Annotated in this window: 13 protein-coding genes; 9 read left to right on the top strand and 4 right to left on the bottom strand. The window is 66.2% G+C overall.

Going from position 1 to position 14154, the window contains the following annotated elements:
* Positions 1–191 precede the first annotated feature (191 nt).
* The 3 genes from ACX80V_RS10830 to ACX80V_RS10820 all read left to right on the top strand — a co-directional run bounded on the left by ACX80V_RS10830 (position 192) and on the right by ACX80V_RS10820 (position 4405).
* On the top strand, positions 192–2444 hold the full coding sequence (locus ACX80V_RS10830) for a polyribonucleotide nucleotidyltransferase (RefSeq protein ID WP_485843208.1): 2253 nt from the start codon (positions 192–194) through the stop codon (positions 2442–2444).
* A 124-nt stretch (positions 2445–2568) separates the two neighbouring features.
* The gene (locus tag ACX80V_RS10825) at positions 2569–3912 is read left to right on the top strand and encodes a M16 family metallopeptidase (protein WP_056348420.1); all 1344 of its coding nucleotides are present in this window, start codon (positions 2569–2571) and stop codon (positions 3910–3912) included.
* Positions 3913–3943: 31 nt separating this feature from the next.
* The gene (locus ACX80V_RS10820) at positions 3944–4405 is read left to right on the top strand and encodes a DUF1579 domain-containing protein (RefSeq protein WP_485843124.1); all 462 of its coding nucleotides are present in this window, start codon (positions 3944–3946) and stop codon (positions 4403–4405) included.
* 141 nt (positions 4406–4546) lie between these two features.
* Here ACX80V_RS10820 and ACX80V_RS10815 read toward each other — a convergent pair whose 3' ends face one another.
* The gene (locus ACX80V_RS10815; RefSeq protein WP_485843123.1) at positions 4547–4828 is read right to left on the bottom strand and encodes a hypothetical protein; all 282 of its coding nucleotides are present in this window, start codon (positions 4826–4828) and stop codon (positions 4547–4549) included.
* Between the two features lie 217 nt (positions 4829–5045).
* On the opposite strand from ACX80V_RS10815, the gene ACX80V_RS10810 reads away from it, so the two are divergent.
* Positions 5046–6185, top strand: coding sequence for a helix-turn-helix transcriptional regulator (locus ACX80V_RS10810; protein ID WP_485843122.1), 1140 nt, complete (start codon positions 5046–5048; stop codon positions 6183–6185).
* A gap of 30 nt (positions 6186–6215) precedes the next feature.
* On the opposite strand, the gene ACX80V_RS10805 is transcribed toward ACX80V_RS10810, so the two are convergent.
* From ACX80V_RS10805 to moaA, 3 genes are all read right to left on the bottom strand, one after another.
* Positions 6216–7613, bottom strand: coding sequence for an HNH endonuclease signature motif containing protein (locus tag ACX80V_RS10805; RefSeq protein WP_485843207.1), 1398 nt, complete (start codon positions 7611–7613; stop codon positions 6216–6218).
* A 351-nt stretch (positions 7614–7964) separates the two neighbouring features.
* Positions 7965–8231, bottom strand: coding sequence for a MoaD/ThiS family protein (locus ACX80V_RS10800; RefSeq protein ID WP_485843121.1), 267 nt, complete (start codon positions 8229–8231; stop codon positions 7965–7967).
* A gap of 4 nt (positions 8232–8235) precedes the next feature.
* Entirely contained in the window at positions 8236–9438 is a 1203-nt protein-coding gene (gene moaA / locus ACX80V_RS10795; RefSeq protein ID WP_485843120.1) for a GTP 3',8-cyclase MoaA, read from the bottom strand.
* Here moaA and ACX80V_RS10790 point away from each other — a divergent pair.
* Genes ACX80V_RS10790 through ACX80V_RS10770 form a run of 5 tightly spaced genes read left to right on the top strand, consistent with a single transcriptional unit; the run spans position 9437 to position 14066 of the window.
* On the top strand, positions 9437–11227 hold the full coding sequence (locus tag ACX80V_RS10790) for a molybdopterin-dependent oxidoreductase (protein WP_485843119.1): 1791 nt from the start codon (positions 9437–9439) through the stop codon (positions 11225–11227). The genes moaA and ACX80V_RS10790 overlap by 2 nt on opposite strands.
* A complete protein-coding gene (locus ACX80V_RS10785) occupies positions 11224–12537 on the top strand; it encodes a molybdopterin molybdotransferase MoeA (protein WP_485843118.1) in 1314 nt (437 codons plus the stop codon). The genes ACX80V_RS10790 and ACX80V_RS10785 overlap by 4 nt, the downstream gene beginning before the upstream one ends.
* Positions 12525–13019, top strand: a complete 495-nt coding sequence (gene moaC, locus ACX80V_RS10780; RefSeq protein WP_058929482.1) for a cyclic pyranopterin monophosphate synthase MoaC — start codon at positions 12525–12527, stop codon at positions 13017–13019. Before ACX80V_RS10785 ends, moaC begins: the two co-directional genes overlap by 13 nt.
* Complete coding sequence (locus tag ACX80V_RS10775) at positions 13016–13615, top strand: MogA/MoaB family molybdenum cofactor biosynthesis protein (RefSeq protein ID WP_485843117.1); 600 nt, start codon at positions 13016–13018, stop codon at positions 13613–13615. Before moaC ends, ACX80V_RS10775 begins: the two co-directional genes overlap by 4 nt.
* On the top strand, positions 13605–14066 hold the full coding sequence (locus ACX80V_RS10770) for a molybdenum cofactor biosynthesis protein MoaE (protein WP_058929481.1): 462 nt from the start codon (positions 13605–13607) through the stop codon (positions 14064–14066). The genes ACX80V_RS10775 and ACX80V_RS10770 overlap by 11 nt, the downstream gene beginning before the upstream one ends.
* The last annotated feature ends 88 nt before the right edge of the window (positions 14067–14154 follow it).

Genomic DNA, 14154 nt, shown 5'->3' with positions numbered 1-14154 from the left:
ACTAAACAGGAGGATCAACCGCATCACGCATTCGCGGTCCTCGGTAGTGATCCCCGGGAACGGCTTCGAAGAATGAAGCCCTCGGCCCGTGGGTCTCGATCGATGACCGGGTGCAGTGCAGGCCAGTAGACAGATGCTGGCCTGGGTTGATGCGGCTGGACTCCGTGAAACAAGAAACGGAGGTGACTCTCTTGGAGGGTCCCGAAATCCAGTTCTCAGAAGCAGTCATTGACAATGGCCGCTTTGGCAAGCGTGTAATCCGCTTTGAAACCGGCCGTCTCGCCAAGCAGGCAGCCGGCGCAGCCATGGTGTACATCGACGAAGACACCGCACTGCTGTCCGCCACCACCGCAGGCAAGCACCCGCGCGAAGGCTTCGACTTCTTCCCGCTGACGGTTGACGTTGAAGAGCGCATGTACGCCGCCGGCCGTATCCCGGGCTCGTTCTTCCGCCGTGAAGGCCGCCCGTCCACCGAGGCCATCCTGGCCTGCCGCCTCATGGACCGCCCGCTGCGTCCGGCCTTCGTCAAGGGCCTGCGCAACGAGGTCCAGATCGTGGTGACCGTCCTGGCCATCAACCCCGACGAGCTCTACGACGTGGTGGCCATCAACGCCTCCTCCATGTCCACCCAGCTCTCGGGCCTGCCGTTCTCCGGCCCGATCGGCGGCGTCCGCGTTGCCCTCGTCGCTGACGAGCACGGTTCACAGTGGGTTGCTTTCCCCAAGCACTCCCAGCTCGAGAACTCCGTGTTCAACATGGTTGTAGCCGGCCGTGTTGCCGGTGACGACGTCGCCATCATGATGGTCGAAGCCGAAGCAACCGACAACTCCTGGAACCTCATTAAGGAACAGGGCGCCACCGCTCCCACCGAAGAGGTTGTCTCCGAGGGTCTCGAGGCTGCCAAGCCGTTCATCAAGGCACTCTGCGAAGCCCAGGCGGACCTGGCTGCACGCGCTGCCAAGCCCACCGTCGAGTTCCCGGTCTTCCTGGACTACCAGGATGACGTCTACGCCGCTGTTGAGTCCGCTGCCGCTGAGAAGCTGGCCGCTATCTTCCAGATCGCCGACAAGCAGGAACGCGATGTTGCAACGGATTCGCTCAAGGACGAAGTCACTTCTTCCCTGGCCGGCCAGTTCGAAGGCCGCGACAAGGAGCTGTCCGCAGCATTCCGCTCGGTCACCAAGCAGGTTGTGCGCCAGCGCATCCTCAAGGACCAGATCCGCATCGACGGCCGTGGCCTGACGGACATCCGCCAGCTCACCGCAGAGGTTGAGGTTCTGCCCCGCGTGCACGGCTCGGCAATCTTCGAGCGCGGCGAAACCCAGATCATGGGTGTCACCACGCTGAACATGCTCAAGATGGAACAGCAGATCGATTCGCTGTCGCCCGTCACGCGCAAGCGCTACATGCACAACTACAACTTCCCGCCGTACTCCACCGGCGAGACCGGCCGCGTGGGTTCGCCCAAGCGCCGCGAAATCGGCCACGGCGCCCTCGCCGAGCGCGCCATCATGCCGGTGCTGCCGTCCCGCGAGGAATTCCCCTACGCGATCCGCCAGGTGTCTGAGGCTCTCAGCTCCAACGGTTCGACGTCGATGGGTTCCGTCTGCGCTTCGACGCTGTCCCTGCTCAATGCAGGTGTGCCGCTGAAGGCAGCTGTTGCAGGTATCGCCATGGGCCTGGTCTCCGACCAGGTTGACGGCCAGACCCGTTACGCAGCCCTGACCGATATCCTCGGCGCCGAAGATGCTTTCGGCGACATGGACTTCAAGGTTGCCGGCACGGCCGAATTCGTTACGGCCATCCAGCTGGACACGAAGCTCGACGGCATCCCCGCGTCCGTGCTGGCAGCAGCGCTGAAGCAGGCCCGCGAAGCCCGACTGCACATCCTGGACGTCCTGAACTCCGCGATCGACACCCCGGATGAGCTCTCCGAGTTCGCGCCGCGCGTCATCGCGGTCAAGATCCCGGTTGACAAGATCGGCGAGGTCATTGGGCCCAAGGGCAAGATGATCAACCAGATCCAGGAAGACACCGGCGCCGACATCTCCATCGAGGACGACGGCACGGTCTACATTGGCGCCACCAACGGTCCGTCTGCTGACGCAGCACGCTCCGCCATCAACGCCATAGCCAACCCGCAGATCCCGGAAATCGGCGAGCGTTACCTGGGGACGGTCGTCAAGACCACCACCTTCGGTGCCTTCATTTCCCTGACTCCGGGCAAGGACGGCCTGCTGCACATCTCCGAGCTGCGCAAGCTGGCCAACGGCAAGCGCGTGGACAACGTTGATGACGTGGTTTCCGTCGGCCAGAAGATCCAGGTGGAAATCACCAAGATCGATGACCGTGGAAAGCTGTCGCTGTCCCCAGTAGTGGCCGAAGAAGAAGGCGCCGAGAGCGTTGACGCTTCCGCCGCAGAGGGCGCTGCCGAAGCGGAGTAGTCCACTGACGCGGAGTAGCATCCTCCTCCACACAGCATGAATCGGCGGGGCCGGTGGATGATCCACCGGCCCCGCCGCTGTTACGATGGCAGCCAGATCCGGCTGCCGCTCCTGAAAGGCTTCAATGACTGTTGTACCCCTGCCGCTTGAGCAGAACCAGCCCGGCGACACCCTGGTCCACGGCTCCGACGGCGGCTCCGTTGTCCGGCGTTCGGTGCTGCCGGGCGGCGTGCGGGTGCTCACCGAAGCGATGCCGGGCCAGCGTTCGGCGACCATCGGTTTCTGGGTGGGCGTCGGGTCACGCGATGAAGCCCCGGGCCAGCACGGCTCCACGCACTTCCTGGAGCACCTGCTGTTCAAGGGGACCAAACGCCGCACTGCCCTGGAAATCGCATCGGCCTTTGACGAGGTGGGCGGGGAGTCCAACGCCGCCACGGCCAAGGAGAGCACGTGCTATTTCGCGCGGGTGCTGGACACGGACCTGCCCATGGCCATCGACGTCATTGCCGACATGATCACCGGTGCCGTCCTGGATCCGGCCGAGATGGAGCAGGAGCGCGACGTCATCCTGGAGGAAATCGCCATGGACAGCGATGACCCCACGGACGTTGCACATGAAAACTTTGTGGCTGCCGTCCTGGGCACCCACCCGCTGGGCCGCCCTATCGGCGGCACGCCCGCCGCGATCCGCGCCGTCGCCCGCGACTCCGTCTGGGAGCACTACCGCCGGTACTACCGCCCGGATGAGCTGGTCATCACCGCCGCCGGGGGCCTGGAGCACGACGTCGTCTGCAGCCTTGTGGTGGACGCCCTCCACACTGCCGGGTGGTCACTTGAGCCGGACGCCGCCCCGGTGGATCGCCGCTCCACTGAGCGCGCGGACATCACCGGCACTGCAGGGCTGCATGTGGTCAAGCGTGCGGTGGAGCAGGCGAATATCATCATGGGCTGCCCCACGATTGTGGCCACCGATGAACGTCGCTACGTCATGAGCGTCCTCAACGCCGTCTTGGGCGGCGGGATGTCCTCGCGGCTGTTCCAGGAAATCCGCGAAAAGCGAGGCCTGGTGTACTCCACATACTCCTTTGCCTCCTCCTACGCGGATGCCGGCTACTTCGGGATGTACGCAGGGTGCACTCCGTCCAAGGTCCGCCAGGTGCTGGACCTGCTGGGGCTTGAGCTGGACAAGCTTGCCGAAGGCGGCATCTCCGACGACGAACTGCGCAAGGCCGTGGGCCAGCTGTGCGGTGGAATTGTCCTGGCACTGGAGGACACAGGTTCCCGCATGTCCCGCCTTGGCCGCGCTGAACTCGTGTCCGGTGAATACCAGGACATCGACGAGACGCTGCGCCAGATCAAGGCGGTCACTGCGCAGGAGGTCCAGGAGCTTGCCAGGGAACTGGCAGCGGCGCCGCGGACTGTCACCGTGGTGGGCCCATTCGAGGAGACCGAAACCTTCGGTCTCTGACCGGCAGGCCTGCGCCCGCCATAATGAACCTATGAACTTTCCCCAGCCGGGCACGGTGCACGCCGTCCTGGAGAACTTCCTGGGCCATTGGCGCGGCACCACCTGGCTGGACGCGTCGGCCTGGGGGCCCAAGCGCACGGCCTCGGCGGAAATCAATTACACCAGGGCTGCCGGGGGCTACGCCGTCGTGCAAAGTTACAGACACACCGAAGCCGATGGCACGCACTTTGAAGGGCACGGCGTTTTTACTGTCGACCGCGACCACAACGACATCCTCTGGTACCACGTGGACAGCATGGGCCTGCCGCCGGGAGCCCCGGCCCGCTGCACGTGGGTGGACGGTGTGCTGCGCGTCGAGCGCCACAGTGACCGGGGGACTGCCCGCCATACTTTCCGGGTGGACAACCACGTGCTGATCCACACCGCCGAGTTGCGCCTCGGCGACGGCCAGGACTTTGTCCCGTTCATGACCTCCGAGTGCCGCCGCGTCTGACCCCATCCCGCCCCTTCGTCCCACCTGCCGCGCGAACGGACACTTGAGGCCCCGCACGTTGGCGCGAGAGGACAGTTAAGCCCCCGCCCCTGCGCGAAATGGATCCTCACAGACACTTACGGCCACGCAGAGATCCGACCGTCAGCCGGCTGATTCCAGAATCCTTGTCCGCGGATCGCCGTTCAAGGCTGGCGCTGCGGAAGATGAATTCCACACCCTACTTTTCAGGTTCGCCAGCAATTGCTCAGCCTGGCCGCGTTCGTTGAAATCGAGTTCCACCACCACATAGTGGGAATCATGCACCGGCTGGGAAATCCGGTGCCCGACGACTCCAGAGGCCGCGCGGTTCACCGGATCCTGGTCGAAGGCCGCTTTCCACATGCCAAAGTCCTTGATGCCATGTTCGATTTGCAGGGTGTACATTGCCGATTCTCCTTAGTTGATCGCTTGTTTGTCGTGCTGTTGATGGCACTTAATTGCCTCCGTACTCGCCCACGCATCGGTCCTATGCTGGGAATGCCGCACGGTCCGCTGCTTCGCGTAGTGTCACGGTAACCGCTGGCCACTTTGGCCGGTATCCCAGAAATCTGGGGTCATGGCAGGAAGCCCCGGCGCTTTCCGCACAGCGCATACTGGGGGAATGACCCCCGGCAGGCCCTGGAACCGGAGCCTTGAACGGATCCGGCTCCTTGGCGATTCCGCCCCGGATCACCACTCATTACGCACCGCTGTGCTCGCTGAGTTGGGCCGGGCGCTTCCGTTCAGCGCTTTTGTGTGGCCGCTCTCAGACCCGCTGACGGCGACGGGCATCTCGCCCATAGCCCGGATTCCGTGCCCGGACGAGCTGCCGTTGTTGATTCGGCTCAAGTATCTGACGCTTGCAGGTCGGTGGACGCGGTTGGCGATCAGCCCGTCGCCGGTGACTACGCTGCTGCGGGAAACTGCCGGCGATCCATCACGGAGCCTGGTGTGGGATGGGCTGATGAGGCGTTACGGAGTGACCGATGTCCTGTTCGCAGTGCTGGCGGACAAGCACGGCCGCTGGGGTTGGCTTGACCTCTGGCGAACGGCGCAGGATGATCCCTTTACTGCGGACGAAGTGGGATACATCGCTGCCGTGGTGCACGAAGTGACACCCGCCCTGCGTAAGGCAGTCTCCCGGCAATTTGTCGTGGACGGGTCTGGCGGACCCCGCCCCGTAGGACACAAGGCTGTCCGTGCGGGGGCGTCAGCCATCGGCGGAAGTCCGAGGCCGGACTTGCCTCAGCAGGCAGTGCTGACTCTGGATGCGGATATGGCGGTTGTGGGTGGAACTGCTTCTGTCGAGGAGTGGCTGGGACTGCTTCAGGCTGGCCCGCGTCCCTTTCAACGCGTACCGGCCGAGGTTCTTAACGTCGCTGCCCAGTTGCTGGCGCGTGAGGCGGGTGTGGATGATCATCCTGCGTCTGCCCGTGTGCACCTAGGGTCGGGCCAATGGGCCCTGCTCCAGGCCAGTCGGATGGACTCCACCGGCGCAGCGGCCACTCCGCCACTGGCCGTGACTATCCAGGCCTGCCCTCCAGCGGCGAGGCTTGATATGTTCGCCCGGAGCTTCGGACTGACAACACGGCAGCGGGAGTTGTTTGAGCTTGCCGCCAGCGGCGCCGACACCAACGCCATGGCTGTCGCCTTGGGGATCGGGGCCTACACCGTCCAGGATCAGTTCAAGCAGATTTTCGATACATGCGGCGTCCATACCCGCGCGACGTTGTTGGCCCTGGCGATGGGAACGGCCCAGTAGCCGAACCGGCCTTGACCTCTGAACCGGCCTTCACCTCAGTGCCGGTGGCAGGCTTGTGTCCAGGTCCAGGTCCAGGTCCAGGTCCAGGTCCATGCCGAGTTCCACGTCCAAGACCGAACCGGTGTTGGTGCCGGTGGCGGGCATAGGGATGTTTGCTGGCCAGGTCGGTGGTTTCCAGTCTGGGTGTTCGCTTTGGTAGTGGCGGCCGGTGGGTGAGATCCAGCCGGGTGGTTCGTTCTTTGTGGCGTTGGTGGGTTTCCATGCTGTGGTGTGTCTTAGTCTGTGGTGTTTGTGGCAGGGCTGGCCGAGATTTGATATGCCGGTGGATCCTCCGTGGGCCCAGGCGAGGATGTGGTCCGCTTCGTTGTCGAGGGAGTGGTTGCTGCAGCCGGGGAACGGGCATTTCCCGTCGCGAAGCCGCAGCCATTGGCGTTGGGCTTTCGTCACCCGGTAGCTGGTTCTGCCGATCTCCAAGGGTGCTCCGTCGCGGGGGTCGATCAGGACCCGGTGGAAGGACTCCGCACCGTCGGCAATCAGACTGCGGGCAATGGACGGCGGGATCGGGCCGTACCCATCGAGCATGGCCGATTCATCCGTGAGGCCGAGCAGCGACATCACCGGGACCGTGATCAACACCTGCGCCCGCGGCGAGGGAACACCGCCACCCACTGCCATGCCTGTTGCGCCGGCACCGCCGGCTTCGCCGGTACCGCCCGTTTCGCCCTTACCGCCGGACATTGCCGGCATACCACCGGTCCCGCCGCCGGTGATGTTGTTGCTCAGGAGCCAGGTCGCGGCGATGTCTGCGCGGATCTGGCTGAGGGTCCGGCCCTCATGAGGTCCTTGGAGCGCTCTCGCGGCTGTAGTGGTGCGGTCCCAGATCCCTGCCGCCTGATCGGCGGGGAGGTACGCGGAGAGCCAGGCCATGCCGTCGCGGTCCGGGGCATACTCCACCCGTCGATCGGCTGCGCTCTTGATGTGGCGTTTTTCGATGCTGACCGGGTGATGGCGCTCCCGCCAGGTCCGGGCCTTGTGCCGGAACCGCCCGGGGATGAGCTCACCTGCCGGACAACTCCTCGCCGGGTTCGGCGCGGCGGGGTCCAGGAAATGCGCTTCGAGGGCTTGGGCGCCGGCAGGGTCCAGGTTCACGGTTTCGTCGACCATGATCCGGGCGTGCTGCCAGGAAATCGTCCCTGCCTGCAGCGCGGAGAACGTCAGCGGCAGGGCGGTGGTCAATGCGTGGGCTTCGGCGAGCAGGGCGCCGGCACTGCGTTCGCTGACCGTCAGGGCACAGGCGACTTCAGCGATCACGGCCATTTCCTGTCCGGTGTGGTCCTCGGGCGACGTTGCAGGGCCCGCCAAGGCCTCGGCAGCGGCGGTGTAGCCGGTAGCCAGCCAGGCCTTCAGGGCGGCACTTTTCGCGTCCAGTCGTGAGATCTCGGCCAGCCCGTCCAGGAATCATCCGCCACCCGGCGCAGCGGATAAGCACTACCGGATCCCGAGGACTCGGTCCCGCCCCGGAGCACCACAGCAAGCTCAGCGAAGGACACCGAAAGTGCCTCCGCCGTCGCCACTGCTGCTCTGCTATCCATACTCAAAATCATCCCGCGAGGGTCTGACAATAACGGCGAGGCTGAATGCCTATGTGCATAACTCAATGGCTACGATGGCCGTCATGGCAGCTATCGCGACTAAGAGCCCGGCCGTTTCGGCGCGAGGGCGCGGTTCTGGCCCTCAGACCGGGGCTCAAATGTCCGTTCGCGCTCTCTGCGACGTGTCCTACCCGCCGGCGAAGGGTGGCAGTACGTCAACCACGTCGCCCGGATTTAACACAGTCGTGCGGTCCCGGACGGCCACCTCGTTGAGCAGGAAACTGCTCCGGGACAGGATACGTTGCAGGGGAGGAGTGCCGGCAGCAGGCTCGGCTCGGTCCACAGCCAGGACCGCTTCCAGCAAATCGGCCACTGTCGCTCCGGCAGGGAGTACGAAGAGCTCTTCTTCGACCCCAGCAGCAGCGCGTGCGGCAGCGAAGTAACGTACGTTCAAGAATTCAGCCTCCGATGGCGCTCATGCTGCGGTCCGGCTGGACAAAGTCCGCCGCGCCGAGACCTGTGTGGTCCATGCCGTGGGCCTTTGGCTTGACCCACATGGCATCCTGCCAGCGTTCGGCCAGGGCCCGATCACTGGCGCCGTCCCGCAGAAGACCCAAGAGATCAAACTCCTCACGGGAGAACAGGCAGCTCATGATCTTGCCCTCGGCTGTGATCCGTGTGCGACGGCAGTCGGAGCAGAACGGCTCCGTGACGGACGCGATGATGCCCACGGTGCCGAGCACCGGCCCGTGGGCTTCCGGCGCCGCCTCCACGCCTTCCGGCCGATGCACGTCAGCGGCAGACACTAGTCCCTCGGCACCCAGCGCAGGACCATCCGGCCCCGCGGTCCCGGCCGCCCGGCGTCGTACTTCAAAGCGTTCCGCGGGGGCACCGTCGCGGGCGCGCGGATCGGGACTCAACACAAAGTCGTGCGAGAGCAGGGCTCGGATCTCGGCCGCCGTGATCATGTTCCGCCGCGTCCAGCCGTGGTCCGCGTCAAGGGGCATCTGCTCGATGAAGCGCAGTTCGTAGCCGCGGTCCAGCGCCCACGCGAGCAGGGACGGCGACTCGGTGTCGTTGATGCCCCGCATCAGCACGGCGTTGAGCTTGACGGGGCCCAGTCCCGCGGCCCAGGCGGCATCGACGCCGGCCAGGACGCGGTCCAGGAACGGGCGGCGGGTCAGCTTGGTGAAGGTTTCTTCGTGCAGCGAATCCAGTGAGACGTTGATGCGGGTCAGGCCCGCTGCCTTAAGCGCGGCAGCCTTTTTGTCCAGGCCCACGCCGTTGGTGGTCATGGAGATGGGCAGGTCCGGATGATTGCTGCGCAGGGCCGCAATGATGTCTATCAGGTCCGCCCGGACCAGGGGCTCCCCGCCGGTCAGCCGCAGTTCGCGGACACCGAGCAGGTCCACGCCGATCCGGACAATCCGCACGATCTCCTCGGCCGACATTACGGCCTGCTTCGACAGCCATTCAAGCCCCTCGGCCGGCATGCAGTACGTACAGCGCAGGTTGCACTTGTCCGTCAGCGACAGCCTCATGTCCGTGGCCCGGCGTCCGTACTGGTCCAGCAGACCCGGCGGTGTGCCGGCCGGCCGGGCAGGCGGCAGGCCCGGCCCTGCATCCTCCCGGGGTTGCGGCATGCCTAGCTGAACAGTCATGAATTCAGGCTACGCCACCTTTACCCCCGGGATCACGCTCATGACGCCCGGGATCCCGTCCATCGCCGGAAGTCCCTCCAACCTGGCGAAGTCCGGCGCTGCCGGGGCCCGGCGAACCTATGCTGGAGAGGTGAACAGCTCCCAGCCCCTGCAGGAAACGGCCGACGACGGCGCCACCTCTCCAGGGCGCTCAGGAACCGACGGTGCCGCTCGAGGCAGCCGCCGCTGGGCCGCCGCGTCGGGAGCCGTGGCCGCCGGCGCCGCCGTCGTAATAGGGGAGCTGCTGGCAGGTCTGTTCAGTCCGTCCCTCTCGCCCCTGACGGCAGTAGGCGGAGCCGTGATCGATGCTGTTCCGCCGGGTGTGAAGGACTGGGCCATCTCCCTTTTCGGCACCGCCGACAAGGCCGTGTTCGTGGGCGGGATGCTGCTGGTTATCGCTGCCGTCGGGGCATTGGCCGGGATCCTGGAGCAGCGCAGGCGGTTTGCCGGTGCGGCGGTGATTGCTGTTTTTGGGCTCGTCGGGCTTGGTGCGGTCCTCACGCGTGCCCAGATGACCCCGGCCGCGGCTGTAGTGGCACTGGCCGCAGCCCTGGCCGGCGCGCTCCTGCTGGGATGGCTGATCCGCCGGCTCCACGAAGGGCTCCCCGCCGGCGCAGCGGGGACAGCAGCCGGGACAGACGCCGCGACGGCGCAAATTCCCGCGAGGACGGAAAGAACCGCCGGGCGGCGCACGTTCCTGCAGGTCTTGGCTGCGAGCGCCGGGGCCACCGCCGTTGGCGGGGTTGTGGCCGCGGTCTGGCGAGGTGCAGCCTCCGGCATCAGTAGTGCCCGCGAGATGCTGCAACTGCCTGCCGCAGTCTCCGGAGCGCCCGCCATCCCGGCCGGCGCCGAGGTCGGCCTGGACGGAATGCAGCCGCTGGTCACACCGAACCGTGACTTCTACCGGATCGACACCGCCCTGATTGTCCCGTCCCTCGACCCCGAATCCTGGGTCCTCCGCGTCACGGGAATGGTGGAACAGGAGATGGAGCTGAACCTGGCCGATCTGCTGGCCAAGCCGCTGATCGAACGTCATGTGACCATCGCCTGCGTCTCCAACGAAGTGGGTGGAGACCTGATCGGCAATGCACGCTGGCTCGGCTGGCCGGTGCGGGAACTCCTGGCCCTTGCCCGGCCGCAATCCGGCGCCGACATGGTGCTGTCCCGGAGCTCCGACGGCTGGACGGCGGGCACACCGCTGGAGGTCCTCACTGATCAGCGCGACGCCTTGCTTGCGGTGGGGATGAACGGCGAACCCTTGCCGCTGGAACACGGCTTCCCAGTCCGGTTGGTCGTGCCGGGCCTCTACGGCTACGTTTCCGCGACCAAATGGCTCACTGAACTCCGCGTCACCAGGTTCGCGGACGACGTCGGCTATTGGACGCCGCGCGGCTGGTCCGACCGCGGCCCCATCAAAACGTCCTCGCGGATCGATGTGCCCCGCACCGGCCGACGGGTGGGGGCCGGAACGGTCATGTTCGGTGGTGTGGCCTGGGCCCAGCACACCGGGATCGGCAAGGTGGAACTCCGCGTCAACCGCGGTCCGTGGCAGGAAGCCCGCCTCGCGCCTGGGATTTCGCTTGACACGTGGTACCAGTGGCAGCTGGGCATCGAGCTGACTCCCGGCCAGTACGAGGTCCAGGTCCGCGCCACGGACCTCAACGGCGAGCCGCAGGTGGAGGAACGCCGACCGGTTGCTCCCGACGGGGCCACCGGCTTCCACACGATTAGAGTTGACGTGAATCCATGACGGCCCGGACCGAAGGCAGGACCATGCACAGCCCTCCGCACCAGCACGGCCACACCCCGAGCAGCAGCGAGCACGTCCACTTCGGGCACAGCCACACGCCCCACCAGGCACGGTCCGTGGCCCTGCACCGCGCCGCCGTCACCGAACTGCTGGCGCCCCTGCTGGCCCAGGAACGGACGGAAACGCTGGCACTTCGCGACGCGCTGGGCAAGGGCCTGGCCCAGGACGTGATGGCCGCCCTGAACCTCCCGCCGTTCGCCAACTCCCAAATGGACGGCTTTGCCGTCAACAGCCTGGACGTGCCCGACGGCGGTGCGGAGCTGTCTGTGGTTGTCCCCGTTCCGGCAGGTGCCGTGCCGGCGGCCCTGGACCGCGGCACTGCCGCCCCCATCATGACGGGAGCCATGATTCCCACCGGTGCTGACGCCGTCGTGCCCGTGGAACGTGCCGTTCCGGACCGGTTCCCTGCCCCGGGGGAAACAGCCACTGTGTGGCTGCCGGCGACGGCGGCCGGCACCTTCGTGCGGTCGGCCGGCAGTGATATTGCGGCGGGGGAGCGGGCGCTGGCCTCGGGTACCTTCCTTGGCCCGGCGCAGCTGGGGTTGCTGGCGGCCCTGGGGATCGCTGAAGTTACTGTGCGCAGGCCGGTGACCGTCCTGCTGGCCACCACGGGCGACGAAGTGGTGGAACCCGGCCAGCCCCTGCCGGCCGGCAAGATCTACGATTCCAACGGAACCCTCCTCGAAAGCGCCATGCAGCAAGCGGGCCTGGCCGTGGTGCGCACGGCCATTGCCTCGGACCACCCTGACGAATTCCGGGCACTGCTGCGCCGCCACGCCGGCACGGTGGACCTGATCGTCACCACGGGCGGGGTCAGCAAAGGAGCCTACGAAGTGGTCCGCCAGGCCATGGAGGGCCAGGCCACCGAGTTCCTGCATGTGGCCATGCAGCCCGGCGGCCCGCAGGGCATCGGGACGTTCGACGGTGTGCCCTTCCTCGGATTCCCGGGAAACCCTGTTAGCTGCCTGGTTTCGTTCGAAATGTTCCTGCGGCCTGTGCTGGCTGAACTGTTCGGAGCGCCGTCGCCGCGGATCCCTGTACACGCACGGCTGGGCCACAGCCTTTCGTCGCCTGAACACAAGCATCAGGTCCGGCGCGGAACCCTCCAGGGGGACGGAACCGTCCGCCTGGAAGGGGGCGAAAGCTCCCACCTTATGCACGCCCTCGCCGGCTCCAACGCGCTGGTGCACGTACCCGTTGGAGTCTCGGCGCTCGCCGAGGGTGACGAGGTGGAAGTATGGATGCTGTGAATCCAGAACATAGCCCGTCCGCGCTGACCCACCTGCGCCAGGACGGAAGCGCCCAGATGGTGGACGTGTCCGGCAAAACCGAAACCACGCGGGAAGCCACCGCGACTGCCACCGTCCGCACCACTGACGAAGTGCTGGGCCTGCTCGGATCCGGCGGCCTGCCCAAGGGTGATGCCCTGGCCGTCGCGCGGGTTGCCGGCATCATGGCAGCAAAAAAGACCCCCGAACTCATCCCGCTCTGCCATCCGTTGCCGCTCTCGAAAGTCACCGTGGACTTCGAGCTCGGAACCGATTCCGTGGCGATCCTGGCCACGGTCAAGACCCGCGGGGTCACCGGGGTGGAGATGGAAGCGCTCACGGCGGCCTCCGTGGCTGCCCTCAGCGTGTACGACATGATCAAGGCCGTCGACAAGCACGCCGTGCTGACCGACATCAAAGTGCTGGCGAAAAGCGGCGGCAAGAGCGGGGACTGGACACTATGAGCACCGAGAGCACTTACCCGGCTGAGCCAAACACGGAGCCGCACACGCCGCAACCTCACCTGCCGGAGCCGCACACGCCGCAACCTCACTTGCCGGAGCCGCACACGCACGGCGAGGTGCAGGGCCGCAAGGCCGGGGTTGTTATTGCCTCCACCCGGGCCGCCGCAGGCATCTATGAGGACGAAACCGGGCCCGTCATCATCGACTGGCTCACCGAGCACGGCTTCGAGGCGTACCCCGCCATGGTGGTGCCGGACGGCGCGCCCGTCGGTGCGGCCATCCGCGCCCTCCTCACCCAGCATCCCGCCGTCGTGATCACAAGCGGCGGCACCGGGCTCAGCCCGGACGACCGCACACCCGACGTAACCCTGCCCCTTCTGGACCGTGAAATCCCGGGCATCATGGAGGCCATCCGGCGCGAAGGCGCAACCAAAACGCCGCTGGCGGCCCTCAGCCGCGGCCACGCCGGAGCTGCCGGGCAGACGTTCATCATTAACCTGCCCGGCTCACCCAAGGGCGTTATGGACGGCCTGTCGGTGCTGGACCCGTTGATCGGGCACCTGTGCGACCAGCTGGAGGGCGGCCATGGCCACTGAACCGGTTTTCGAAGTGGTCCACGCCGTGCTGAGCGCCGAACCCATCTCCGTCGACCAGGCGATCGCTGCGGTGGAATCTGACACCGCAGGGGCCGTGGTCAGCTTCAGCGGCGTAGTGCGGAATCACGACGTCGGCAAGGCAGTGGAGCGGCTCAGTTACAGTGCGCACCCCACGGCTCACCAGGTCATGGCCGACGTTGTCGCCCGCCTGGCCGCCGAACATGCCGGCGACGGGACCGCCACACAGCCCGTGCGGATCTGGGCCGCCCACCGCATCGGCATGCTCGACATCGGAGATCCGGCGCTGGTCTGTGCTGTCTCCGCGGCGCACCGCGGGCAGGCGTTTGCCGTGTGTTCCGAACTCGTGGACCGCATCAAGGAGCAGGTTCCCATCTGGAAGGAACAGTTCTTCGCCGACGGCACGGTGGAGTGGGTGGGCGCAGGCAGCTAAGCATCACTGGTTTCCTTCGCCTGCCGGTGGTTGCGAGGTAACGCACAGCATCCGGTTCAAACCCGCACCCGGCCCGACGGTAGGGTTA

This window comes from Pseudarthrobacter arbutini, from assembly GCF_054510915.1.
Note: the sequence above shows the minus strand (reverse complement) of the source record. Positions and strands in the feature narration are given on the sequence as shown.

What these genes read in the sequence shown, in the direction of transcription:
- ACX80V_RS10815 (WP_485843123.1), bottom strand. Translation starts at nt 4,828, where the DNA reads ATGTACACCCTGCAAATCGAACATGGCATCAAGGACTTTGGCATGTGG.
- ACX80V_RS10825 (WP_056348420.1), top strand. Translation starts at nt 2,569, where the DNA reads ATGACTGTTGTACCCCTGCCGCTTGAGCAGAACCAGCCCGGCGACACC.
- ACX80V_RS10785 (WP_485843118.1), top strand. Translation starts at nt 11,224, where the DNA reads ATGACGGCCCGGACCGAAGGCAGGACCATGCACAGCCCTCCGCACCAG.
- ACX80V_RS10810 (WP_485843122.1), top strand. Translation starts at nt 5,046, where the DNA reads ATGACCCCCGGCAGGCCCTGGAACCGGAGCCTTGAACGGATCCGGCTC.
- ACX80V_RS10790 (WP_485843119.1), top strand. Translation starts at nt 9,437, where the DNA reads ATGAATTCAGGCTACGCCACCTTTACCCCCGGGATCACGCTCATGACG.
- ACX80V_RS10770 (WP_058929481.1), top strand. Translation starts at nt 13,605, where the DNA reads ATGGCCACTGAACCGGTTTTCGAAGTGGTCCACGCCGTGCTGAGCGCC.
- moaA (WP_485843120.1), bottom strand. Translation starts at nt 9,438, where the DNA reads ATGACTGTTCAGCTAGGCATGCCGCAACCCCGGGAGGATGCAGGGCCG.
- moaC (WP_058929482.1), top strand. Translation starts at nt 12,525, where the DNA reads ATGGATGCTGTGAATCCAGAACATAGCCCGTCCGCGCTGACCCACCTG.
- ACX80V_RS10820 (WP_485843124.1), top strand. Translation starts at nt 3,944, where the DNA reads ATGAACTTTCCCCAGCCGGGCACGGTGCACGCCGTCCTGGAGAACTTC.
- ACX80V_RS10775 (WP_485843117.1), top strand. Translation starts at nt 13,016, where the DNA reads ATGAGCACCGAGAGCACTTACCCGGCTGAGCCAAACACGGAGCCGCAC.